We start from the raw sequence: 21599 nt of genomic DNA on the forward strand, positions 1-21599 counted from the left end.
GGTTCTCCCCTGGCTGATGGATGCACGAGGCATTGGAGTGGCCGGGGACGACATGCGCTTGGCGCGTACACAACACCCGAATGGCGGACTCATGAGTTCCGGATGGCGGGCCCTCCCGTACGCTGCGGCCCCATGAACGACAGGCAAACGGACACGAGGATCGCCGTGGTGACCGGCGCGGGCTCCGGCATCGGCCGCGCGGTCGCCGTGGAACTGCTGCGCGCGGGCTGGTCGGTGGCGCTTGCCGGGCGCCGCGTGGAGGCCCTGGAGGAGACGGGGGCGCTGGTGCCCGAGGGTGCCTGGATCCCCGTACGCACGGACGTGTCACAGCCGCGGGACGTGGGCGCACTGTTCGCGGCGGCCGTCGAGCGGTTCGGGCGGGTGGACCTGCTGTTCAACAACGCGGGGACGTTCGGGCCGGGCGGGGTGCCGGTCGAGGAGCTGCCGTACGACGCCTGGCGGCACGTGGTGGACACCAACCTCAACGGGGCGTTCCTGTGCGCTCAGGCGGCGTACCGGCAGATGAAGGAGCAGGACCCGCAGGGCGGCCGGATCATCAACAACGGCTCGATCTCCGCGCACGCGCCCCGCCCGCACTCCGTCGCCTACACCGCCACCAAGCACGCGCTGACCGGCCTGACCAAGTCGCTGTCGCTGGACGGGCGGCCGTACAACATCGCCGTCGGCCAGATCGACATCGGCAACGCGGCGACCGACATGACCGCGCGGATGCAGACGGGCGCCCTGCAGGCCAACGGCTCGGTGGCGCCGGAGCCGGTGATGGACGTCGCCGACGTGGCCCGCACGGTGCGGCACATGGCCGAGCTGCCGCTGGAGGCGAACGTGCAGTTCGCGACGGTGCTGGCGACGACGATGCCGTACATCGGGCGCGGCTGAAAGGTCAACCTGCACAAGCGGAATACGAACTTCCGCCCCATCGCCGCCGGTCGGGAGCTTATGCTCGACTCTCCTTCACAGGAACTCCGCACCCCGGCTTCACACTTGGAGTGTCGAGCTCCCCGCCCGCCACACCCCAGGGGGAGGGCGGCAGCCGTTCCACGGCGACCGGAGGGGGGACCTCGCGCGGGACCGCGAGGTACGAACCGGTCGGTCGTGGAACGGCTGCCGCGTTCACGTCGCCCGCACGGCCGCCGCTCACCGCCCCAGGATGTCGTCGACCTCGGCCAACTGCTCCGCGGTGAGCGGCCCCTTGGCGAGCGCTCCCGCGTTCTCCTCGGCCTGGGCGACGGTACGGAAGCCGGGGATCGGCACCGTGTGCGGGCTGCGTGCCCAGATCCAGGCGAGGGCGCCCTGCGCGAGCGTACGGCCGTCGCCGGTCAGGACGTCCCGCAGCGCCTCGACCCGCCGCGTCCACTCCGGGTCGGCACCCACGCCCGGGGCGAATCCCGGCAGCCAGGCGGGCGGCGTACTGCGGATGTCACCCGCGTCGAGGGGCTGCCCGGCGGCCCGCTTCCCGGTCAGCAGGCCCATCGCCAGCGGGCTGCGGTTGATGCTGGCGAGCCCCGACCTCGCACACAGCGCGAGCATCTCGGGCGCGTCCTGGAGGACGTTGAGGCGGTGCTGCACGGCGGCGCAGTGCGCGCCCTCGGCGAAGACGGCGGCGCGGGCGGGGTCGTCGGTGCTCCAGGCGTACGCCCGGATCAGCCCCTCCCGCACGAACTCCTCGCAGGCATCGCGGAGTTCGGCCGCCCGGTCCGGGTCGGCGTCGGACAGGTGCAGCTGGTACAGGTCGATGTGGTCCGTGTCGAGACGGCGCAGGGAGGCGGTCAGCGCGCGCCGGGCGTACGCCGGGGAGTCGTCGCCGCCGGTGAGGGTGCGGGTGTCCTCGTCGAAGAGGTTGCCCCACTTGGTGGCGACGACGACATCGGCGCGGCGCTTGCCGAGGGCGCGGCCGAGGACGCGTTCGCTGTGGCCCGCGCCGTAGGTGTCGGCGGTGTCGAAGAAGGTGACGCCGAGGTCGAGGGCGCGCCGGATCGCCCGTACGGACTCCTCGTCGTCGACCTTGCCCCAGCCCAGCGGCTGTCCCTCGGCGTCGCTCCACTCACCGCCAATGGCCCAGCAGCCGAAGCCGAGAGCACTGATGCCGATGCCGCTGCGCCCGAGTGTTCTGGTGGTCTCCATGCCTGGTGAGGCTAGGAGTTGGAGCGCACTTCAGCACAAGGGGCACAGCGCACGGCACACGTCACGGGGTCTCGCTCACGCCTGCCCGGTCTCGAAGCGGGTGATCCTGCCGTCGTCGTCGACGGTGAAGGTCCACCGGGTGCGCATCTCGCCCCAGGTGTCGTTGCGGTAGCGGGCGATGAGGGAGCGGCCGCCGTTGGACTCGTTGTCGACCTCCATGTGGCCGTTGGAGGAGAAGATCTCCCGGTCGATCCAGTCCGCGAGGTCACGGTCCGTGCCGTCGTCGGCCATGGTGGCGCCGGGTGCGAGGAGGGTCATGAAGCCCTCCCGGTCGTGGGAGTTGACAGCGGTGACGAAGGCGCGGACCGCCGGGTCACTCAGCTTGGCCGTCTGAATCGTCATGCCAGTCACCCTCACATCGCGCCCCGTAGCGCGCCACCCGAACGGCTGCCCGGGAGGGCCGGGTGGGTGGCGGGCTGCGACGGTGGAGTGGAGTCCACTTCTGCACCGTTCTGCACCGTTCTGCACCGGGAGACATCGTGACGTGCTACGACCGACGTGATCTGGGTCTGCTGCTGCTCCGGCTGGGCACCGGCGGGGTGCTGGCCGCGCACGGCGCGCAGAAGCTGTTCGGCTGGTTCGGCGGGGCCGGGATCGAGGGGACCGGGCAGTTCATGGAGTCCGTCGGATACCGGCCCGGCAAACTGAGCGCCACGGCGTCGGGGCTCGCGGAGTGGGGCGGCGGGACCCTGCTGGCGCTCGGTCTGGCCACCCCGGCGGCGGGCGCGGCGGCGGCCGGCGGGATGGCGGGCGCGGCCACGGTGCACGCCCCGAACGGCTTCTTCGCCCAGGAGGGCGGTTACGAGTACGCCGCCACCCTGGGCCTCGCCGCGACCGGCATCGCCATCGCCGGCCCCGGCCGCCTCTCCCTCGACCACGCCCTCGGGCACGTCCTGGACCGCGGCTGGATGGTCCCGGCGGCCCTCGGCGTGGCGGCGGCCGGTACGGCGGTGGTCGTGGGGATGCGGAACAGGCGAGTGCGGCAGGAGGCGGGGCCGGGTGGGCGGGACGCGCAACTGGCCGGTCAGGAGGCGTTGTTCGAGGAGTAGCCAGTGCTTGGGCCGGCTGTCCGGGCGGCTGAGTCCTTGCGCTCCGCGAGCAGGAACATGACCGCAGCGCCGGCGATGCAGCCGAAACCGACGTACATGCAGGTCATGACCGTATCGATGGAGGCGTCGGCGATCCGGGGGATGCCGTTGACGAGCATGAGGCCGTAGATGCACAGAAGGCCGTAGGCGCGAAACCGTATCCCGGCCTGCCGCTTCCGCATCCACGGCGGTGTCCAGCCCGCCAGTATCGCCACCGACACCGGCAGCACAAGCGCCGTGGACACCGCCAGCGCTGTCCAGTGGTACAGCGGATTGCCGTTCACCCCGCCCCCTTCGTAGGTGATCACCAGCCTACGGAGGGCTGACACGGCGTGTCCATGCAGAACACCGTGATCGGGCGACGACGGAACCAGCCGAAGACCTGGGGACCGCCCTCTGCGAGAATCACAAGGTGCACGCCCCCCTGCCCCCCGCCGAAACCCTCCGCACCGCCCTCGCCGGTCTCCTCGACGGGCTGCCGCCCAGACAGGCCGCGCAGGCCGTGGAGCGGCTGATCGGAAACTACCGAGGGGCCACTCCGACCGACGCGCCGATTCTGCGGGACCGGGCGGACGTGGTCGCGTACGCCGCGTACCGGATGCCGGCCACCTTCGAGGCGGTGTCGGCGGCGCTGGGCGCGTTCGCGGACGCCGTGCCGGGATGGGTGCCCGGCGGGCACGTCGACGTCGGGGGCGGTACGGGCGCCGCCACCTGGGCCGTCGCCGCCACCTGGGACGGGGTCCGCCCGGTCACCGTGCTCGACTGGGCCGAGCCCGCGCTCGCCCTGGGCCGGGAGATCGCCGCGGCCAACCCGGCGTTGCGGGACACCCGCTGGCAGCGCTCTCGTATCGGAGCGGCGCTCACCATCGAGAGCACCGATCTCCTCACCGTCTCCTACGTCCTCAACGAGCTGACCGCCCCCGACCGCACCGCCCTCGTCGACGCCGCCGCCGGCGCCGCCCAGGCCGTCGTGATCATCGAACCCGGCACCCCGGACGGCTACGCCCGCGTCATCGAGGCCCGCGACCGCCTCATCGGCGCCGGTTTCCACATCGCCGCTCCGTGCCCGCACAGCGCCGCCTGCCCCATCGCCCCCGGCACGGACTGGTGCCACTTCTCGGCGCGGGTCAGCCGTTCCTCCCTGCACCGCCAGGTCAAGGGCGGCTCCCTCGCCTACGAGGACGAGAAGTTCAGCTACGTCGCCGCGACCCGCTTCCGCCCCGTCCCGGCGCCCTCCCGCGTCGTACGCAAACCCCAGATCCGCAAGGGCCAGGTCCTCCTCGACCTCTGTGAAACCGAACCCCTGCTGCGCCGCACGACCGTCACCAAACGCCACGGCGACCTCTACAAGGCCGCCCGCGACGCCGACTGGGGCGACCCCTGGCCCCCGTGACGCCGTCGGAGGGGGGCAGGGGCCGAACCTGAACCGACGGCCACCGCGGCTACCGCTTTTCCTCCGCCTGTTCCCGCCGTTCCGCGTTCTTCTCCTGCAGCTTGCGCAGCAGTTCCCGCTTCTGGGCCTGGGCGTCCGGGCCGCCGACGCGGCCGCCACGGCCACCGCCCCGCAGCGCCTTGCGGCCGAGCTTCTGACGCGTGCCGCCGACTCCCAGCATGTTTCCGGCTCCGCCTCGGGTCATGGTGTGCCTCCCTGGTGATCAACGACCTCTAATCGAGTGCACGAGACGTATCGTCTCGCCCGTACGTCCCTCAGCGTGCGGCGAGACGCGCCGTCTTGTCAACCTGATAAATTCGTCGCATGGTCAAGAAGCCCACCCCCGACTCCACCCGTCGCAGCGAGAAGTCCCGCCGCGCGATCTACGACGCCGCTCTCACGCTCGTCGGAGAGGTCGGCTACCCGAAGACCACCATCGAGGGCATCGCCGCCCGCGCCGGCGTGGGCAAGCAGACGATCTACCGGTGGTGGTCGTCGAAGGCGGACGTACTCCTGGAGGCCTTCCTCGACCTCGGCCAACAAGCTGCCGAACAGGCGGCCGAACAAGGCGCCCCGCCCGGCGCCGAGTACGCCATCCCCGACACCGGCGACCTCGCCGCCGACCTCAAGCACGTCCTGCGCGCCACCGTCGACGAACTCCTCGATCCCAAGTTCGAGGCCCCGTCCCGCGCCCTGGCCGCGGAGGGGCTCGTCAACGAGCAACTCGGGCGCGAGTTCGTCGCCAAGCTCCTCGAACCCCAGCTCCAGCTCTATGTCCAGCGCCTGCGTTCGGCCCAGGACGCGGGCCAGGTCCGCCCCGACATCGACCCGCGCATCGCCCTCGAACTCTTCGTCTCCCCGCTGGCCCAGCGCTGGTTGCAGCACACGGGGCCCATCTCCTACGAGTACACCGACACCCTCGTCGACTACGCGCTGCACGGCCTCGCACCCCGCTGACCGCACGTGACTCGCCGTGGCTGTCCGTGATCTCCGTGTGGAGTATGTCTCGTACCCCCTGCCCCGGTTGGGGACTACGGCCCTCCGAGGCGCAGGATGGTGGGACGATAGGTCATGCTGACTGTTCACCAGGCGAGGCGAGGGGATAGATGAGCGCGGAGTTCGGCGGCCGCTCCGGCCGGCAGGGCAAACTCTCCCAGTGGCTGCGCGGACGCCGCCCGAAGGAGGCCGCCGACGACGGCGGCCGGGAGGACCTGCTGCTGGCCACCGCCGCCGCGGGACTGCCCCTGGCGCCCGCCGCGCACCCGGCACCCGGCTACCGCTGTTCCTGCGACCGCGTCGGCTGTCCCACCCCCGCCCGGCACCCGGTGTCGTTCGCCTGGCAGACGCAGTCCACCACCGACCGCGCGCAGATCGAGCGCTGGGCCCGCCACCAGCCGCAGGCCAACTTCATCACCGCCACCGGCATGGTGCACGACGTCCTCGACGTCCCGCTGGACGCCGGCCGGGAGGCCCTGGACCGGCTGCTCGCCTCCGGCGTCGAGGTCGGCCCGGTCGCCGCCAGCGACGACGGCCGCATGCTGTTCTTCACCCTCACCCGCGGCACCCCCGAGGAAGAGGACGAGTGGTGGCCGTGCGAACTGGACTGCCACCCCGAGACGATGGACGAACATCCGGGCCTGCGCTGGCACTGCCGTGGCTCCTACGTCCTCGTCCCCCCGGCCCGGCTCCCCGGCGACGACCAGACCGTGCACTGGGTACGCGGCCCCGAGCATTCGCTGCCCGACCCGCTGAGCCTGCTGGAAGTACTCACCGACGCCTGCGCCCGGCACGCGGGCGCCCAGCCCGACCACGCGAGCGCGGCCTGGCCCCTACGGCACTGAACGTTCCGTCAGGGCCCTACTCGCCCTTCGCCGACGTCAGCCCCTGAATCCGGCCCAGCACGGTCACTTCTTGTGCACCGGATCCCTTCTTCGGGTCCAGTGCCACCTGGTTGGAGACGAACTCCATCGTCAGCGACTGCTTGATCTCACCGGTCGTCAGCGCCTCCACGTCCGCACCCGGCGCCGGCACCGAGGTGCCCGCTGCGGCGGTCTGCTTCACGTAGTGGTGCGTGGTGAAGAACACCAGCGCACTACCGTCCGCCGTGCGCAGCGCGACCGGCGCGTAGTCGCCGTCGGCGAGCGGCTCGTCGATGTACTGGGTGACCAGACCCGGCCGCTCCTTGTCCTTCTCCCGCTCATCGCGCCAGAAGCTGGTGTGCGCGCCGGACGCGAAGCCGTCCCCGCCCTGCTGCAAGTAGGTGACGTAGTTCTTGCCCAACTCGGCCGGTTTCATGGCGAATTCGGCGGAGTCGACGGGGAGGGCCTCCGCCCAGCCGTCCTTGTCCTTCTTGAACTCCGGCACCTTGTCGGGCGCCACGAGGGTCAGATACGACACCTCCCACTGGTCGGCCAGCCCGTCCCGGGTGAACACCAGCAGCCAGCGCGCGTCACCGCCCCGGTTGGCCTTCGCGTTCGCGAGGAACCAGCGCGGCCAGCCCGCCTTCTTCGGGATCGTGTACTCGACGTCGCTGAACTCCAGCGGCGAGTGGTTGGGGTTGCCGCCCGGGTTGTTGACGTTGCCCGCCTTCAGCCGCGCCTCGTCGATGGCGGCCAGGGGCCCGGTGACATGGTCGGCGTCGAGCGAACTGTCGTACGACTTGTCCGCCTCGTTGTACGCGCTCGTGAAGTCCTGAAGCGCCTTGGCCGCCTCGTCCTCGGTCGCGCCCGGCAGCACCTCCCGCTCCCCGTGCACCACCACGCACCCGCTCGCCGTCAAGGACAAAGCGGTCAACGAAGCGGCCATGAGCACACTCCGGTCCAGCCTGCGAAGCCTTCGAGGGCCGCGATCCCTGCTCATCGGGTCCTTTCACCTTCCCCTTCCCGGAGGCGAACCCTACCGGGGCACCCCGGGGCGCGGACGGCCGGACCGGGTACCGCGGCCACACCGTGACCTGGACTTCACAGGTCCCGCCGGGGCGCCACCAGAACCGCTCCGGTACGGGGATGGGGAAGCACCTCGACGGGCTGGTCGTAGACCTCGGACAGGAGCCGCTCGTCGAACACCTCCGCCGGCGGCCCGTCGGCCGCGATCCGGCCCGCGTGCAGGACGGCGACGCGGTGCGCGTAGGCGGCGGCGAGCCCCAGGTCGTGCAGCACGACCACCACGGCGTCCCCGGCGCGCGCCCGCTCCCGGCACAGCCGCAGCACCAGTTCCTGGTGCTTGAGGTCGAGGGCGGCGGTCGGTTCGTCGAGCAGCAGCAGCGGGGCACGCTGGGCGAGGACCCGGGCGAGCGCGACGCGGGCGCGTTCGCCGCCGCTGAGCGCGGAGAACGGCCGTCCGGCGAAGGCGGTCACCTCGGTCGCCGCCATGGCCGCCGCCACCGCCGTGTCGTCCTGGTCGGCGAGCGGCGTCCCGGCCCAGGGCGCCCGCCCCATCCGTACCACCTCCTCGACGGTGAACGGGAACGACAGCGCGGCCGACTGCGGCAGCATGGCCCGGCGCAGGGCCAGTTCGGACGCCGACCACTGGGCCGCCGGGCGGCCGTGAATGCGCACGACCCCCTCGGCGGCCGTCAGATCGGCGGCGAGGGCGCTCAACAGGGTGGACTTGCCCGCCCCGTTGGGGCCGACCAGCGCCAGCACCTCGCCCGCGCGGACGGTGACGTCGACTCCGGCGAGCACCTCCCGCGCGCCGAGGCGGACGCGCAGCCCCTCGGTCTCGGCGAGGACGTCGCCCGGCGTGACGGGCGGCGGGGGAACGGCGCGGGTGCGCAGGCGGATCACGCCCAGCCTCCTTGCTTGCGGCGGGTGCGGCGCAGCAGCCAGAAGAAGAACGGGCTGCCCACCAGGGCGGTCAGGACCCCGAGCGGCAGTTCGGCGGGCGCGGCGAGCGTCCGCGCCGCGAGGTCGGCACCGAGCAGCACCGCCGCACCGCCGAGCGCGCTGCCCGGAATGAGGAAGCGGTGCCCGGGTCCGGCGGCCATGCGCAGCAGATGCGGTACGACGAGACCGACGAAGCCGATGACGCCGGAGACGCTCACCGCGGCCGCCGTCAGCAGCGCGACGACCAGGATCAGCACGATCCGCAGCCGCTCCACGTCCACGCCCAGATGCCGGGCGGGCCGGTCGCCGAGGGCGAGCAGGTCGAGGCGGCGCGAGTACAGCGGCGCCAGCAGCAGTCCGGCCGCCGCGCACGGCAATACGGCCAGCACCTTGGGCCAGGTGGCCTGGGAGAGGGAGCCGAGCTGCCAGAAGGTGATCTGGTTCACGGCGGCGGTGTCGGCGAGGAAGATGAACAGCCCGACGAGCGCCCCGCAGAACGCGTTCACCGCGATCCCGGTGAGGATCAGCGTCACGACCTCGGTACGGCCGCCCGCCCGGGACATCGCGTACACCAGCAGGACGGTGCCGAGACCGGCGACGAACGCCATCGCCGGGAGCGTCCAGTTGCCGAGGAAGTTCAGCCCGAGCGCGATCGCGGCGACCGCGCCGACGGCCGCGCCCAACGAGACGCCGATGGTGCCCGGTTCGGCGAGCGGGTTGCCGAACACGCCCTGCATCAGCGCCCCCGCACAACCCAGCGAGGCCCCGACGAGCAGGGCGAGGACGATCCGGGGGAAGCGGACGTTCCACAGCACCGACTCGGCGACCCGGTCCAGCTCCGTGCCGCCCAGCCCGGCCTTGTGCTGCACGGAGGAGAGCACGTCGCCGACGGGGACGGGGTAGGCGCCGATACCGGCGGCGAGCGGGACCAGGGCGAGGAGGACGGCGACCAGGGCGATGGTCAGCAGCCAGGCGGGGCCACGGCGGATACGTCGCACAGTCCTGTTCCCCTCCGCGCGCCCGGACCTTCCGGAATCCCGCGTGGAGCTTAGGTTAGCCTTGCCTTTCTGGCTGGCTGACGTCGGGTCATCCGCTGCGTGATGCTTCAATGCCCGGGTGACTGACTACGACGTGCTGCGCGTCTTCTGCGCGGCGAACGGCGGATACGGGAACGAACTGGGCGTCGTCCGCGACGGTTCGGTCATGCCCGAGCGCGGCGAACGGCAGGAGTTCGCGGCGAAACTCGGCTTCAGCGAGACCGTGTTCGTGGACGACCCCGAGCGCGGCGTCATCGACATCTACACGCCGAGCGCGCGTCTGCCGTTCGCCGGGCACCCCTGTGTCGGTGCGGCCTGGCTGCTCGACGTGCCCGAACTGGTCACGCCCGCCGGGGTGGTGGGGGCCCGGCAGGACGGGGAGTTCAGCTGGATCGAGGCGCGGCCGGAGTGGCCGGAGCCGCGCACCCTGCGCCAGTACGCGACCGCCGCCGAGGTGGACGACCTGCCCGTGCCGCCGCAAGGGGTGGGGGCACCTCCCACGCCTTTCGGGCAGTGGGGGAGGGTCTACGCCTGGGCGTGGGAGGACGAGGCGGCGGGGCGGGTGCGGGCCCGTGGCTTCCCCGGCCGGGGCGACGGCATCGACGAGGACGAGGCGACCGGCGCCGCCGCCCTGCTGCTCACGGCCCAGCTGGACCGGGCCCTGAACATCGCGCAGGGTGCCGGTTCACAGATCCTGACCGCTCCGCAGCCGCACGGGTGGGTGGAGATCGGGGGCCGGGTCCTGCTGGAACGGTGACCGACCGCGGGGGAGCGTCCGCTCACGCCGACAGGGCGAATTCCTCGCCGAGCGCCAGGAGGACCTCCGAGTTCAGCGCGAACGCCCGTCTGCACTCGGCCACGATCCGCTGCTTCTCCAGCTCGTCCGCCCGTACCCCGTCCAGCAGCACCCGGTAATCCCGCTTGAAGGCCGCCGGGTTGGGGATCTGCTCGAAGACGTAGAAGCGGACCCCGTCGCCCTTCTTGGGGAATCCCCACGCCTTCTCGGCCGTGTCACGGATGATCTGCCCGCCGGAGAGGTCGCCGAGGTAGCGGGTGTAGTGGTGGGCGATGTAGCCGGCCAGCCAGGTGCGGGCGCATTCGGTGATCCGCCCCGCGTACGCCCGTGTGGCGGGCAGCGCCGTGAGGGTCGACCGCCAGGCGGGGCCGCGCAGGTACGCGAGGTCCTCCTCCAGGGAGGGCATGCGGAACAGTTCCGGGCGCATGAAGGGGCCCGCCACCGAGTCCTGGGCCAGGCGCTCGGCGCCGGACTCCAGTGCCTCGTACACGAACCACAGCTGCTCCGTGTAGCGCGCGTACGCGTCCACACCCAGCCTGCGCCCCAGCAGGTCGCTCATGAACGTCGAGGTCCTGACCTCCTCGTGCTGCTCGTGGGAGGCCGTGCGGATGAGAGCGGAGAGGGAGTCCATGAGCCGATCCTCTAAGGTTAGGCTTACCTAAGTCAATAGCCTTGCCGACGGTCTGTCGGTAAAGGTGTACCCCCTCGCGGCATGAGAAAAGCCCGCCCTCCGGAGAGAGCGGGCCTGCGACGACCAGGGTTCACGGCAGCGTGAGGATCTCCGCGCCGGTGTCCGTCACCACCAGCGTGTGCTCGAACTGCGCCGTCCGCTTGCGGTCCTTGGTGACGACCGTCCAGCCGTCGTCCCACATGTCGTACTCGTGCGTCCCCAGCGTCAGCATCGGCTCGATGGTGAAGGTCATGCCGGGCTGCATCACCGTGGTCGCGTGCGGGGCGTCGTAGTGCGGGATGATCAGACCCGAGTGGAACGACGAGTTGATCCCGTGTCCCGTGAAGTCCCGCACCACCCCGTACCCGAACCGCTTGGCGTACGACTCGATCACCCGCCCGATCACATTGATCTGCCGACCCGGCTTGACCGCCTTGATCGCCCGGTTCAGGGACTCCCGGGTGCGCTCGACCAGCAGGCGGCTCTCCTCGTCGACGTCCCCGACCAGGTATGTGGCGTTGTTGTCGCCGTGCACCCCGCCGATGTACGCGGTCACGTCGAGGTTGACGATGTCGCCGTCGCGCAGGACCGTCGAGTCGGGGATGCCGTGGCAGATGACCTCGTTGACCGAGGTGCACAGGGACTTCGGGAAGCCCCGGTAGCCGAGCGTGGAAGGGTAGGCGCCGTGGTCGCACAGGAAGTCGTGGGCGACCCGGTCCAGCTCGTCCGTCGTCACGCCCGGCGCGATCGCCTTCGCCGCCTCGGCCAGCGCCTGCGCGGCGATCCGCCCCGCGATCCGCATCGCCTCGACGGTCTCCGGGGTCTGCACCTCGGGGCCGGTGTAGGGCGTCGGCGCGGGCCTGCCGACGTACTCGGGCCGGCGGATGTTTCCGGGCACGGAACGGGTGGGAGACAGCTCCCCTGGTACGAGCAGCGACTGGCCAGACATGCCAGCGAGTCTAACCAGCGGGCATACGAGACCATGTCCCCTGGCGAAAGGAGCCGGTCATGGCCCTGTTCAAGAAGCGCACGGTCGGAAAGCCGGGCGAGTGGTACTACTGCCTGGAGCACAAGAAGGTCGAGGAGGGCCCGGAGTGCCCGGCCAAGGACCGCTTCGGCCCGTACGCCAGCCGCGAGGAGGCCGCACACGCGATGGAAACGGCCCGCGAGCGAAACCTCCAGTGGGAGACCGACCCGCGATGGCACGACGCGGTGGGGCGGGGGGAGCGCGAGGAGGACTGACGGACCGAGGCTCGATCGTGGGCTGGGCTGAAGGGTGGGGCGCTTCATCGAACGCGGTGCTTGACAGATGCGGTGCTTGAGCGACGTGGTGCTTGACCGGCGTGGTGCCTGTCCGACGCGGTGCCTGTCCGACGCGGTGCCTGTCCGACGCGGTGCCTGTCCGACGCGGTGCCTGTCCGACGCGGTGCCTGTCCGACGCGGCGACTGATCGGACCGGCGTCTGATCGGACCGGCGTCTGATCGGGTCGGCGCCTGATCGGGACCGGTGCCTGACTGGCGCGGCGCCTGATCGGGACCGGTGCCTGACTGGCGCGGCGACTGATCCGGACCGGTGCCTGACCGGGTCGGTTCCCGGCTTGCGCCGTCGATGGAGGGCCGAGGCCTGATCAGGCCGCCGATCACTGAGGCCGACGCTGGGTCAGGCGGTCGTCCGGGCCCGGTGCCGGGGGCAGCCCGGTGCCGGGGCAGCCCGGCGCTGGAGCAGCCCGGTGTAGGGGCAGGCCGGTGCCGGAGCAGCCCGGTGCTGGAGCAGCCCGGTGTAGGGGCAGGCCGGTGCCGGAGCAGCCCCGGTAGCCGCCAGCCCGGCGCCCGACCAGCCCGGTGCCGGACCCGCTCGGTGTCTGATCGGCCCAGCGTCCGAATGGCCCGGCGCAATGATCGAGCCGACGGCTGATCAGGCCGTCGCCGTCGCCGTCGCCGTTGCGGCTGCGCGCTGGTCGCGCAGTCGTACGGCGTGCTCGTTCGTGCGGACGTCGTACGTCATCAGCTTCGGCAGGCACAGCGCCAGCAGCCCCACCGCGCCCGCGCACAGCAGCCCGCCGGACCACACCGACGCCCGCACCCCGGCCCACGCGGCCGTGCCGCCCGCGCGGACCTGGCCGAGCTGCGGGCCCACCGAGTACGACAGCAGCTCGATCCCGGCCAGCCGGCCGCGCAGCTCGTCCGGGATCGTCTGGTTCCACATCGCCGCGCGGAAGACGCCGCTGACCATGTCGAAGGCGCCCCCGAGGGCGAGGCACAGCAGCACCAGCCACACGTTCCCGGCGATCCCCGCGGCGGCCATGGCCAGACCCCAGCCGGCCGCCGCCAGCACCACCATCCGCCCGTGCCGGTGCACCCGTGACGTCCAGCCGCTGGTCAGGCTCACCAGCAGGGACCCCGCCGGGATCGCCGCGTACATCAGCCCCAGCGACCACTCGGCGTGCAGCTCGTCCGCGAGGAACGGCAGCACGGCGAGCGGCATCGCCAGGAACATCGCCGCGAGGTCGATCGTGTAGGTGCCCAGCAGCTCCTTGCGGCTCCACGCGTACCGGGCGCCCTCCGCGATCGCCGTCCACGACGGCTTCGCCGCTTCCGCGGACGCCGGGGAGGCGGCGAGGCCGACCGCCAGTGCCACGGAGACGACGAAGGTGGCCAGGTCCAGCGCGTACGCCCAGCCCAGCCCCGCGTACGCCACCACCACGCCCGCCAGCGCCGGGCCCGCGATGCCGCCGACCTGCCAGCGCAGCGAGTTGAGCGAGGCGGCGGCCGGCAGGTGCTCGTGGGCCACGATCCGGGGCGTCAGCGCGTCCAGCGCGGGCCGCTGCACCGACACCAGCGCGGAGGACAGGGCGGCGACCACATACAGCGGCCACACGGCGGGGCTCGGCAGCAGTGCGTTCACCAGCAGCGCCGCGCACAGCAGTCCGAGCCCCACCTCCGTCCACACGATCAGCCGCCGCTTGTCCCAGGCGTCGGCGAGCGCACCCCCGTACAGCCCGAACACGACGAGCGGCACGAGCTCCACGGCGCCGATCGCCCCCACGGCCGCGGCGGACCCGGTGAGCTCCTTGATCTGCACCGGCAGTGCGACAAAGGTCAGAAAGCTGCCGAAGTTCGTGACCAGCCCTGAGATCCAGAGCCTGCGAAAGTCGGGGGAGGCCCGCCAGGGAGCGAGATCGGGGAGGAGGGCGCGCAGGCCGGTGGGGGCTGCTGCTGGGGCGTCGTCGGTCACGAGAGGCGATGATCTGGCGGGGCGGGTGACCGAGGCAACTGCTTTTCGTGGGGCGGCGGCGGGCAGCGCGGAGCTGTGGGCGTGTGGGAGCTGGCCGACCGAGCCCCCGGGGTCACCAGCGGGGCGGTGGCGGGGCCGTCAGTTCGTCCGCGAGGCGGGACAGGCGGTCCCGGAAGCGGCGGCGGCCCCGTGACGCCGGCAGCGGGTTCTCGCCCGCCGCCGCGCTCACCAGGTGCTGCACGGTGTCCAGGTCCAGCTCCGACTCCGCCCCGACGGCCAGCGCATCGTGCGCCATCGCCGCGAGGTCGCTCTCGGCCGCGCCGAGCGCCAGTACCGTCGCTCCGGCCCGCCGCGCGTCGTGCACCCGCTCCAGCAGCGCGTCGCCCGGCCCCTCCGGTGACACCACCAGCAGCGTCTCCCCCCGCCGGGCCGCCTCGATCCGCCCCAGCCCGACCGCGAGGTGCGCCGGGTCCGAGGGACGCGCGTCATGGCGTACGAGCGTCGGCGCCAGCTCCGGCGTACCGGACCAGGCCGCCTCGTCCACGAGGTGCGCCGCCAGATGCCACGGCTCGTACTCCCGCGTGCCGACCAGCAGTAACCCACCCCCGTGCGACACCACGGACCCCCGCAGCACCCCGGCGAACCTCCGCGTGGCCCCCAACCACTCTGTCCCGGCTAGCACTTCGCGCAACAACGCGACCCGTACGGCATCCATGCCCCCGCATACTGCCGCAACCAACCACTCGTGACCCCGAGTTCACCGCGAATTCGCCCAAGCTGGGCACAGGGCCGCATTACTGCCGTTCGCGGAGATCACCGGCGAAGCACACTGGCCACAGCAGAAGAGGCCACACCGGCAACTACCGAAGAGGCCACACCGGCCACCGCAAAAGGAGCCGCCCATGCCCGCAGCCACCGTCCCCTTCCGCGCCGGCCGCGAGGGGTACGCCAGTTACCGGATCCCGGCCGTCGTCCGCACGCACGAAGGCACGCTGCTCGCCTTCTGCGAGGGGCGGGTCGACTCCGCGAAGGACTGGGGGCACATCGACATCGTGCTGAAGCGCTCCACGGACGGCGGCCGCACCTGGGGCCCGTTGCAGGTCGCCGCCGACAACGGCACCGACCTCGCGGGCAACCCCGCCCCCGTCGTCCTCGACACCGGCCGCATCCTCCTCGTCCACGTCCGCTCCGCCGCGTTCGCCTCCGAACACCTCATCGTGCGCGGCGAGGTGAGCGAGGCCGACGGCAGAAGGGTGTGGGTGCAGCACAGCGACGACGACGGCAGGACGTGGTCCGAGCCCAGGGAGATCACCGAGCAGGTCAAGCACCCCGGCTGGCGCTGGTACGCCACCACCCCCGGCCACGCCCTCCAGCTGAGCACCGGCCGGGTCGTCGTCCCCGGCAACCACACCCTCCCGCCCACCGGCACCGACCTCGGCGACGAGGCGAAGTACAACAGCGGCCACTGCCTGCTCAGCGACGACCGCGGCGAGACCTGGTACCTCGGCTACCTCGACCAGAACACCAACGGCCACGTCAACGCCAACGAGACCACCGCCGCCGAACTCCCCGACGGCCGCGTCTACTTCAACACCCGCAACGACACTGGTGGTTCCCGCTCGCCCTCCCTGTCCCCCGGCAACCGCGCCGACGCCCTCTCCAAGGACGGCGGCGCGACGCTCGTGCAGCCCTTCCGCCCGCAGGCGGGCCTCGCCGGTCCCGTCTGCCAGGCCAGCGTCCTGCACCTGGGCGAGCCCGACGTGCTGCTCTTCTCCGGCCCCGCCTCGCCCACCGGCCGCGGCCTGATGACCATCCGCGCCTCCACCGACCACGGCACCACCTGGCGGGACACCTACACCGTCGACGGCCTGCCCGCCGCCTACTCCGACCTCGTCCGCGTGGACGACCGCACGGTCGGACTGCTGTACGAGACGGGTGACTTCGGGGCGTACGAACGGATCGCCTTCCGGCGGCTGCCCGTGACGCGCCTCACCCGACCCGGCGGGCCGGCGGGAGCGGACGTAGAGTCAGATCCATGACCTCTACCGACAGTGCTGCTGCTGAGAAGCCCGCGAAGGCCCCCGCCAAGGACCCCTGGGACCTGCCCGACGTCTCCGGCCTGGTCGTCGGTGTGCTCGGCGGGACCGGGCCGCAGGGCAAGGGCCTCGCCTACCGGCTCGCCCGGGCCGGCCAGAAGGTGATCATCGGCTCGCGGGCCGCGGAGCGCGCCCAGGCCGCCGCCGAGGAACTCGGCCACGGCATCGAGGGCGCCGAGAACGCCGAGTGCGCCCGGCGCAGCGACCTCGTGATCGTCGCGGTGCCGTGGGAGGGGCACGGCAAGACCCTTGAGGCGCTGCGCGCGGAGCTGGCGGGCAAGCTGGTCGTCGACTGCGTCAACCCGCTCGGCTTCGACAAGAAGGGCGCCTACGCGCTGAAGCCCGAGGAGGGCAGCGCCGCCGAGCAGGCCGCCGCCCTGCTGCCGGACTCCCGGGTGGCCGCCGCCTTCCACCACCTGTCGGCCGTACTCCTCCAGGACCCCGGGATCGAGGAGATCGACACCGACGTCATGGTCCTCGGCGAGGAGCGGGCGGACGTGGAGATCGTGCAGGCGCTGGCCGGCCGCATCCCCGGCATGCGCGGCGTCTTCGCCGGGCGGCTGCGCAACGCCCACCAGGTCGAGTCGCTGGTCGCCAACCTGATCTCGGTGAACCGCCGCTACAAGGCACACGCGGGACTGCGCGTCACGGACGTATGACCCCATGGGGGACACTGGTGGTCAGCACATCCCCACCCGTGTCCCCCGACAGGAGCCGACCACCATGCCCCGCCTCGCCCTCTACGCCCTCGTCGTCTGCGTCCTCGCGGTCGCCGCGGCCGTCCTGTCCTTCGTACGGGGCAGCTGGCTGGGCGTCGTATGGGTGCTGCTGGCGGGCCTGTCGTCGAACATGGCCTGGTACTACCTCAAGCGCGGCAGGGCCGCCCGGCGCGACTCGGTCACGGGCTGACCGAGCAGTACTCGTTCGTCCCGAGCCAGAAGCGGTACAGCTCGTATCCGCAGTACGTGTCGAGGTCGCCGATGCCGAGGCCGCGCAGCACGGCGTCGACGACGTCGAAGAAGGCGCCGTTCAGCGCCGGGATCCACAGCAGCGCGAACACGAACAGCAGCCCGAACGGCGCGAACGGCTCCACTTGCCGCCGGATGCTGTACGACAGCCAGGGCTCGACCACGCCGTAGCCGTCCAGGCCCGGCACCGGCAGGAAGTTCAGGATCGCGGCCGTCACCTGGAGCAGCGCGAGGAACGCCAGCGCGTACCGGAAGTCCCGCGGCACCCCGTCCAGCGCGTCCAGCCAGAAGGGCGCCGTGCACACGGCCGCGAACAGCACGTTCGTCAGCGGCCCGGCCGCCGAGATCAGACTGTGCCTCCACCGCCCCTGGATCCGCCCCCGCTCGATGAACACCGCCCCGCCCGGCAGCCCGATCCCACCCATGATCACGAACAGCACGGGCAGCACGATGCTCAGCAGCGCGTGCGTGTACTTCAGCGGATTGAGCGTGAGATACCCCTTCGCGCCCACCGAGATGTCCCCGCTGTGCAGCGCGGTCCGGGCGTGCGCGTACTCGTGCAGACAGAGGGAGACGATCCAGGCGGCGGTCACGAAGAGGAAGACGGCCACACCCGGCTGCTGCGCGAACCCGGTCCAGGTGGCCCACCCGGTCACCGCCGCGACGGCCAGAATCCCCACGAACACGGGACTGATCTGCCGCTCGGCGCGACGGGAGGCGGCGGTTGTCATGGGAGGGCTCCCTGAGGTGTCGGGTGGCGTGGGGTCGACCGTACCGGTGGCGTCAGGGGAACGTCAGCGGGGGGACCGGAGGTTCCTCGCCGGCTCCCCGTTCCGGCGCGCGCGGTTCATGCGTGCGTAAACCCGGAGGCGGCCAAGAGCCGTCCCCGGTGACAATGGGTTCCGTGCGCTATCGCATTCTCGGCACCACACAGGCAGTCCGCCCCGACGGTTCGGTCGTTCCGATCGGCGGGGCGCGCCTGCGTGCGCTGCTCACCGTGCTGGCGCTCAGGGCCGGGCGGGTCGTGCCCGTCGGGCTGCTGGTGGACGAGGTGTGGGACGGGGAGCCGCCCGCCGACGCGGCCGGGGCCCTGCAGGCGCTCGTGGGGCGGCTGCGGCGGGTGCTGGGGGCGGAGGCGATCCGCTCGGCAGAGGGCGGGTACCGGCTGGCCGCCGCTCCCGACGACATCGACCTGCACCGTTTCGAGCGGCTCGCCGACGAGGGCACGCGCGCGCTGGCCGACGGCGACCCCGCCAAGGCCGCCGTCCTCCTCGACGACGCCCTCGCCCTGTGGCAGGACCCCGCCCTGGCCGACCTGCCCGACCGCACCGTCGAGGCGGCCCGCTGCGCCGCCCGCCGGCTGGACGCCCGCCGCGCCCGGCTCGCCGCCGCCGTCGCCCTCGGCCAGGCCGAGCAGGCGCTGCCCGAGCTGACCGCCCTGTGCGAGAGCCACCCCCTCGACGAACCCCTCCAGGCCCTGCGCCTGCGCGCCCTGCGCGACGCGAGCCGCACCGCCGAGGCACTGGCCGCCTACGAGGACGTACGACGACTGCTCGGGGACCGGCTGGGCGCCGACCCGGGACCCGAGCTGCGGGGCCTGCACGCGGAGTTGCTGAGCCCGGCCGGGATGCCCGCCGAGCGGGCCGCCGGAGCCCGGAAGCCCGGCCTTCCCTCCGGCCCGTCGGTCCCCGTCCCCGGCGCCGACTCCGCGGCTGCCGGATCCGCCGCGCCGTCCCGCGACCGCACCCCGCCCCCGGGCAATCTGCGCGCCCGCCTCACCTCGTTCGTCGGCCGGGCCGACGACATCGACGCCATCCGCGGCGACCTCGCCACCGCCCGGCTCGTCACGCTGCTCGGGCCCGGCGGGGCAGGCAAGACCCGGCTGTCGCAGGAGGCCGCCGAGACCGTACGGGACGCGGTCCCCGACGGCGTGTGGCTGGCCGAGCTGGCGCCGGTCGACGACCCCGCCGCCGTCCCCGAGGCCGTGCTCACCGCGATCGGCGCCCGCGAGACCGTGCTGCACGGCGCCGGCGCCGAGGAGTTCCGGGCCGCCACGGGCGACCGCCACGACGACCCCGTCGAACGCCTCGTCGAGCACTGCGCCCGCCGCCGCATGCTGATCGTCCTCGACAACTGCGAGCACGTCGTCGACGCCGCCGCCCGCCTGACCGACGAGCTGCTGGCGCGCTGCCCGCACCTCACGGTCCTCGCCACCAGCCGGGAACCCCTCGGCGTACCGGGGGAGGTGCTGCGGCCCGTGGAGCCGCTGCCGGAGCCGTACGCCCTGCGGCTGCTCGCCGACCGCGGGGCCGCCGCCCGGCCCGGGTTCCGGATCGACGACGACCGCGCGGCCTGCGCCGAGATCTGCCGCCGCCTGGACGGCCTGCCGCTCGGCATCGAGCTCGCCGCCGCCCGGCTGCGGATGCTCACGCCCCGCCAGATCGCCGACCGGCTCGACGACCGCTTCCGCCTGCTCACCTCGGGCAGCCGGACCGTGCTGCCCCGCCAGCAGACACTCCGTGCCGTCGTCGACTGGTCCTGGGACCTGCTCGACGAGGACGAGCGGGACGTCCTGAGCCGCCTGTCGGTGTTCGCCGGCGGCTGCGACCTCGCCGCCGCCGAGGCCGTGTGCGGGCCCACCGCCCTGGACGCGCTCGGCTCCCTCGTCGACAAGTCGCTCGTCGTGGCCGCCCCCACCGGCGACGGCGAGATGCGCTACCGGCTCCTGGAGACCGTCGCCGAGTACGCCGTCGAACGGCTCGACGAGGCCGGCCGGCGCCGCGACACCGAGCGCGCCCACCTGACGTACTACCGCGAACTCGCCCGCACCACCGACCCGTTGCTGCGCGGCCCCGGTCAGCTCGCCGCCATCGAACGGCTGGAACGCGAGTACGAGAACCTGCGCACGGCACTGCGGCACGCCGTCGCCGAACGCGACGAGCAGGAGGCGCTGTGCCTGGGGCTGTCGCTGGTCTGGTACTGGCAGATGCGCGACCTGCGCCTTGAGGCCCGCCACTGGTGCCGCGCGGTCATGGAGCTCGGCCCCGACCCCTTCGCCGAGCCGCTCCGCAAGGCCGCCCCGGTGTGGGAGCGTTGCACCGCCGAGCCACCACCCATGACGGGGGAGGTCCTGGAGGAGGCCCGGCGCGGGGCCCACCTGGGGCATCTCGCCTGCATGGACACCGAGCTGGACGCCTGGCAGACCCCCGAGGCCCAGCGCAAGCTGCGGGCGATAGCCGAGGCCTACGAGCCGGGCCTGCCGCAGACCTGCCGCAGCCCCGGCATGCTGTCGTTCTACGCCGTGATGCTGACCGGTGACATGGACCGGCTGGCCGCGACCCTCGACGCCGCCGTCGCCACCTGCCGCCGTACCCCGGGCTACGACTGGGAACTGGCCGCCAGCCTCCAGCTCCGCGCCAACATCCTCGCCAACCGGCCCGACCGGGCGGGCGACGCGGAGCGGGATGCCGACGAGTCGCTGGAGATCTACCAGCGGCTGGACGACGCCTGGGGCAGTGCCGAGGCGCTCTCCGCGCGTGGCGAGGCCCGCGAGCGCAAGGGCCGCTACCTCGCGGCCGCCGCCGACTACGAGGCCGCCATGGCACAGGCCCGGCGACTCGGCGCCCACGCCCAGCACACGCTCCTCACCGCCCGGCTGGCCGCCGCGCTGCTGGAGGCGGGCGACGCCGAGCGGGGCGAGCGCCTGCTGCGGGAGGTGCTCGACGACGCGGGCGGCGCGCACAACGAGGCGATGCCGTTCGCCCGGGTCTTCCTCGCCGGATGGCTCAGCTGCACCGGCCGGACCGCCGAGGCGCGCGAGCATCTACGGGTGCTGCGCGAGGAGTTCACCATCGCGCACTTCGTCGTCTTCGACGCGTTCATCCTCGGCCAGGAGGCGTGGGTGGAGGCCGTCGACGGCCGCTACGAGCAGGCCAGGGAGAAGATCCGGCAAGGCCTCGCGCAGGCCGACGACCCGCTGTCGAAGGCGATGGCCCCGCAACTGCTCTCCTCGTACCTCGTCATCGCCGCCCTGGCGTTGGCCGGCTGCGACGGCGGACGCGACGCCGCCCGCTGTCTGGGCGCGGCCGACGCGCTGCTGCCCCCCGGCCATCTGTTCTCGTCCCTGGAGCGCGTGGCCCGCGACCGCGCCACGGCCGCCGTACGGGCCGCGCTGGACGCCGAGCAGTTCGAGACGGCGTACGCCGAGGGCGGCGGCCTCACCGCGAAGGAGGCCGCCGCCCTGATCTGACC

23 protein-coding genes are annotated in these 21599 nt (G+C 72.8%); 11 read left to right on the top strand and 12 right to left on the bottom strand.

Going from position 1 to position 21599, the window contains the following annotated elements; genetic code table 11:
* Window positions 1-132 precede the first annotated feature (132 nt).
* Window positions 133-897, top strand: a complete 765-nt coding sequence (locus HJD23_RS30690; protein ID WP_171115716.1) for an SDR family oxidoreductase — start codon at window positions 133-135, stop codon at window positions 895-897.
* A gap of 258 nt (window positions 898-1155) precedes the next feature.
* On the opposite strand, the gene HJD23_RS30695 is transcribed toward HJD23_RS30690, so the two are convergent.
* Both HJD23_RS30695 and HJD23_RS30700 read right to left on the bottom strand, forming a co-directional pair.
* A complete protein-coding gene (locus HJD23_RS30695) occupies window positions 1156-2142 on the bottom strand; it encodes an aldo/keto reductase (protein ID WP_171115714.1) in 987 nt (328 codons plus the stop codon).
* 75 nt (window positions 2143-2217) lie between these two features.
* Window positions 2218-2544 carry a nuclear transport factor 2 family protein gene (locus HJD23_RS30700; protein WP_171115712.1) on the bottom strand — a complete coding sequence of 109 codons (327 nt, stop codon included), beginning with the start codon at window positions 2542-2544 and terminating at the stop codon, window positions 2218-2220.
* Window positions 2545-2681: 137 nt separating this feature from the next.
* Between HJD23_RS30700 and HJD23_RS30705 the strand changes: the two genes are divergently transcribed.
* Window positions 2682-3251, top strand: coding sequence for a DoxX family protein (locus HJD23_RS30705; protein ID WP_171115710.1), 570 nt, complete (start codon window positions 2682-2684; stop codon window positions 3249-3251).
* Here HJD23_RS30705 and HJD23_RS30710 read toward each other — a convergent pair.
* The gene (locus tag HJD23_RS30710; RefSeq protein ID WP_171115708.1) at window positions 3227-3598 is read right to left on the bottom strand and encodes a hypothetical protein; all 372 of its coding nucleotides are present in this window, start codon (window positions 3596-3598) and stop codon (window positions 3227-3229) included. The two genes, HJD23_RS30705 and HJD23_RS30710, sit on opposite strands and share 25 nt — an antisense overlap.
* A gap of 104 nt (window positions 3599-3702) precedes the next feature.
* Between HJD23_RS30710 and HJD23_RS30715 the strand changes: the two genes are divergently transcribed.
* On the top strand, window positions 3703-4683 hold the full coding sequence (locus tag HJD23_RS30715; protein ID WP_171115706.1) for a small ribosomal subunit Rsm22 family protein: 981 nt from the start codon (window positions 3703-3705) through the stop codon (window positions 4681-4683).
* 49 nt (window positions 4684-4732) lie between these two features.
* On the opposite strand, the gene HJD23_RS30720 is transcribed toward HJD23_RS30715, so the two are convergent.
* The gene (locus HJD23_RS30720) at window positions 4733-4927 is read right to left on the bottom strand and encodes a DUF6243 family protein (protein ID WP_171115704.1); all 195 of its coding nucleotides are present in this window, start codon (window positions 4925-4927) and stop codon (window positions 4733-4735) included.
* A 119-nt stretch (window positions 4928-5046) separates the two neighbouring features.
* Here HJD23_RS30720 and HJD23_RS30725 point away from each other — a divergent pair, with 119 nt between their 5' ends.
* Both HJD23_RS30725 and HJD23_RS30730 read left to right on the top strand, forming a co-directional pair.
* Complete coding sequence (locus HJD23_RS30725; RefSeq protein ID WP_171115703.1) at window positions 5047-5679, top strand: TetR/AcrR family transcriptional regulator; 633 nt, start codon at window positions 5047-5049, stop codon at window positions 5677-5679.
* Between the two features lie 149 nt (window positions 5680-5828).
* Window positions 5829-6563 (top strand): bifunctional DNA primase/polymerase, encoded by a 735-nt coding sequence (locus tag HJD23_RS30730; protein WP_171115701.1) that lies wholly within the window; start codon window positions 5829-5831, stop codon window positions 6561-6563.
* Between the two features lie 16 nt (window positions 6564-6579).
* Here HJD23_RS30730 and HJD23_RS30735 read toward each other — a convergent pair whose 3' ends face one another.
* The 3 genes from HJD23_RS30735 to HJD23_RS30745 form a co-directional block, all read right to left on the bottom strand.
* A complete protein-coding gene (locus tag HJD23_RS30735) occupies window positions 6580-7581 on the bottom strand; it encodes a hypothetical protein (RefSeq protein WP_171115699.1) in 1002 nt (333 codons plus the stop codon).
* Window positions 7582-7682: 101 nt separating this feature from the next.
* Window positions 7683-8507: a heme ABC transporter ATP-binding protein gene (locus HJD23_RS30740; protein WP_171115697.1), complete on the bottom strand. Its 825-nt coding sequence runs from the start codon at window positions 8505-8507 to the stop codon at window positions 7683-7685.
* Window positions 8504-9544: an iron ABC transporter permease gene (locus tag HJD23_RS30745; protein ID WP_171115695.1), complete on the bottom strand. Its 1041-nt coding sequence runs from the start codon at window positions 9542-9544 to the stop codon at window positions 8504-8506. Before HJD23_RS30745 ends, HJD23_RS30740 begins: the two co-directional genes overlap by 4 nt.
* A 118-nt stretch (window positions 9545-9662) precedes the next feature.
* Here HJD23_RS30745 and HJD23_RS30750 point away from each other — a divergent pair, with 118 nt between their 5' ends.
* Window positions 9663-10340 (top strand): PhzF family phenazine biosynthesis protein, encoded by a 678-nt coding sequence (locus HJD23_RS30750; protein ID WP_171115693.1) that lies wholly within the window; start codon window positions 9663-9665, stop codon window positions 10338-10340.
* Window positions 10341-10362: 22 nt separating this feature from the next.
* On the opposite strand, the gene HJD23_RS30755 is transcribed toward HJD23_RS30750, so the two are convergent.
* Both HJD23_RS30755 and map read right to left on the bottom strand, forming a co-directional pair.
* Window positions 10363-11010: a biliverdin-producing heme oxygenase gene (locus tag HJD23_RS30755; RefSeq protein ID WP_171115691.1), complete on the bottom strand. Its 648-nt coding sequence runs from the start codon at window positions 11008-11010 to the stop codon at window positions 10363-10365.
* 130 nt (window positions 11011-11140) lie between these two features.
* A complete protein-coding gene (gene map, locus HJD23_RS30760) occupies window positions 11141-11998 on the bottom strand; it encodes a type I methionyl aminopeptidase (protein ID WP_171115689.1) in 858 nt (285 codons plus the stop codon).
* A 59-nt stretch (window positions 11999-12057) separates the two neighbouring features.
* On the opposite strand from map, the gene HJD23_RS30765 reads away from it, so the two are divergent.
* Window positions 12058-12291 carry a hypothetical protein gene (locus HJD23_RS30765; protein WP_171115687.1) on the top strand — a complete coding sequence of 78 codons (234 nt, stop codon included), beginning with the start codon at window positions 12058-12060 and terminating at the stop codon, window positions 12289-12291.
* Window positions 12292-12964: 673 nt separating this feature from the next.
* Here the strand turns inward: HJD23_RS30765 and HJD23_RS30770 are convergent.
* Both HJD23_RS30770 and HJD23_RS30775 read right to left on the bottom strand, forming a co-directional pair.
* Window positions 12965-14284, bottom strand: coding sequence for an MFS transporter (locus HJD23_RS30770; RefSeq protein ID WP_171115685.1), 1320 nt, complete (start codon window positions 14282-14284; stop codon window positions 12965-12967).
* Window positions 14285-14396: 112 nt separating this feature from the next.
* Window positions 14397-14999, bottom strand: coding sequence for a hypothetical protein (locus HJD23_RS30775; RefSeq protein ID WP_171115683.1), 603 nt, complete (start codon window positions 14997-14999; stop codon window positions 14397-14399).
* Between the two features lie 187 nt (window positions 15000-15186).
* Here HJD23_RS30775 and HJD23_RS30780 point away from each other — a divergent pair, with 187 nt between their 5' ends.
* Genes HJD23_RS30780 through HJD23_RS30790 form a run of 3 tightly spaced genes read left to right on the top strand, consistent with a single transcriptional unit; the run spans window position 15187 to window position 17289 of the window.
* Window positions 15187-16323: a sialidase family protein gene (locus tag HJD23_RS30780; RefSeq protein ID WP_171115681.1), complete on the top strand. Its 1137-nt coding sequence runs from the start codon at window positions 15187-15189 to the stop codon at window positions 16321-16323.
* Window positions 16320-17039 (top strand): NADPH-dependent F420 reductase, encoded by a 720-nt coding sequence (npdG, locus tag HJD23_RS30785; RefSeq protein WP_171115679.1) that lies wholly within the window; start codon window positions 16320-16322, stop codon window positions 17037-17039. The genes HJD23_RS30780 and npdG overlap by 4 nt, the downstream gene beginning before the upstream one ends.
* A gap of 4 nt (window positions 17040-17043) precedes the next feature.
* The gene (locus HJD23_RS30790; RefSeq protein ID WP_171115676.1) at window positions 17044-17289 is read left to right on the top strand and encodes a hypothetical protein; all 246 of its coding nucleotides are present in this window, start codon (window positions 17044-17046) and stop codon (window positions 17287-17289) included.
* On the opposite strand, the gene HJD23_RS30795 is transcribed toward HJD23_RS30790, so the two are convergent.
* The gene (locus HJD23_RS30795) at window positions 17279-18079 is read right to left on the bottom strand and encodes a site-2 protease family protein (protein ID WP_171115674.1); all 801 of its coding nucleotides are present in this window, start codon (window positions 18077-18079) and stop codon (window positions 17279-17281) included. The two genes, HJD23_RS30790 and HJD23_RS30795, sit on opposite strands and share 11 nt — an antisense overlap.
* A gap of 164 nt (window positions 18080-18243) precedes the next feature.
* Here HJD23_RS30795 and HJD23_RS30800 point away from each other — a divergent pair, with 164 nt between their 5' ends.
* Window positions 18244-21597 carry a BTAD domain-containing putative transcriptional regulator gene (locus HJD23_RS30800; RefSeq protein ID WP_171118927.1) on the top strand — a complete coding sequence of 1118 codons (3354 nt, stop codon included), beginning with the start codon at window positions 18244-18246 and terminating at the stop codon, window positions 21595-21597.
* The last annotated feature ends 2 nt before the right edge of the window (window positions 21598-21599 follow it).

The organism is Streptomyces sp. Z423-1 (assembly GCF_013009255.1).
Classification (GTDB): Bacteria; Actinomycetota; Actinomycetes; order Streptomycetales; family Streptomycetaceae; genus Streptomyces; species Streptomyces gossypiisoli.

Excerpts from the sequence above, each read along its gene's own strand:
- HJD23_RS30690 (WP_171115716.1), top strand. The coding sequence starts at position 133 with ATGAACGACAGGCAAACGGACACGAGGATCGCCGTGGTGACCGGCGCG.
- HJD23_RS30695 (WP_171115714.1), bottom strand. The coding sequence starts at position 2,142 with ATGGAGACCACCAGAACACTCGGGCGCAGCGGCATCGGCATCAGTGCT.
- HJD23_RS30700 (WP_171115712.1), bottom strand. The coding sequence starts at position 2,544 with ATGACGATTCAGACGGCCAAGCTGAGTGACCCGGCGGTCCGCGCCTTC.
- HJD23_RS30720 (WP_171115704.1), bottom strand. The coding sequence starts at position 4,927 with ATGACCCGAGGCGGAGCCGGAAACATGCTGGGAGTCGGCGGCACGCGT.
- HJD23_RS30725 (WP_171115703.1), top strand. The coding sequence starts at position 5,047 with ATGGTCAAGAAGCCCACCCCCGACTCCACCCGTCGCAGCGAGAAGTCC.
- HJD23_RS30730 (WP_171115701.1), top strand. The coding sequence starts at position 5,829 with ATGAGCGCGGAGTTCGGCGGCCGCTCCGGCCGGCAGGGCAAACTCTCC.
- HJD23_RS30735 (WP_171115699.1), bottom strand. The coding sequence starts at position 7,581 with ATGAGCAGGGATCGCGGCCCTCGAAGGCTTCGCAGGCTGGACCGGAGT.
- HJD23_RS30755 (WP_171115691.1), bottom strand. The coding sequence starts at position 11,010 with ATGGACTCCCTCTCCGCTCTCATCCGCACGGCCTCCCACGAGCAGCAC.
- map (WP_171115689.1), bottom strand. The coding sequence starts at position 11,998 with ATGTCTGGCCAGTCGCTGCTCGTACCAGGGGAGCTGTCTCCCACCCGT.
- HJD23_RS30765 (WP_171115687.1), top strand. The coding sequence starts at position 12,058 with ATGGCCCTGTTCAAGAAGCGCACGGTCGGAAAGCCGGGCGAGTGGTAC.
- HJD23_RS30775 (WP_171115683.1), bottom strand. The coding sequence starts at position 14,999 with ATGGATGCCGTACGGGTCGCGTTGTTGCGCGAAGTGCTAGCCGGGACA.
- HJD23_RS30780 (WP_171115681.1), top strand. The coding sequence starts at position 15,187 with ATGCCCGCAGCCACCGTCCCCTTCCGCGCCGGCCGCGAGGGGTACGCC.
- npdG (WP_171115679.1), top strand. The coding sequence starts at position 16,320 with ATGACCTCTACCGACAGTGCTGCTGCTGAGAAGCCCGCGAAGGCCCCC.
- HJD23_RS30790 (WP_171115676.1), top strand. The coding sequence starts at position 17,044 with ATGGGGGACACTGGTGGTCAGCACATCCCCACCCGTGTCCCCCGACAG.
- HJD23_RS30795 (WP_171115674.1), bottom strand. The coding sequence starts at position 18,079 with ATGACAACCGCCGCCTCCCGTCGCGCCGAGCGGCAGATCAGTCCCGTG.
- HJD23_RS30800 (WP_171118927.1), top strand. The coding sequence starts at position 18,244 with ATGGGTTCCGTGCGCTATCGCATTCTCGGCACCACACAGGCAGTCCGC.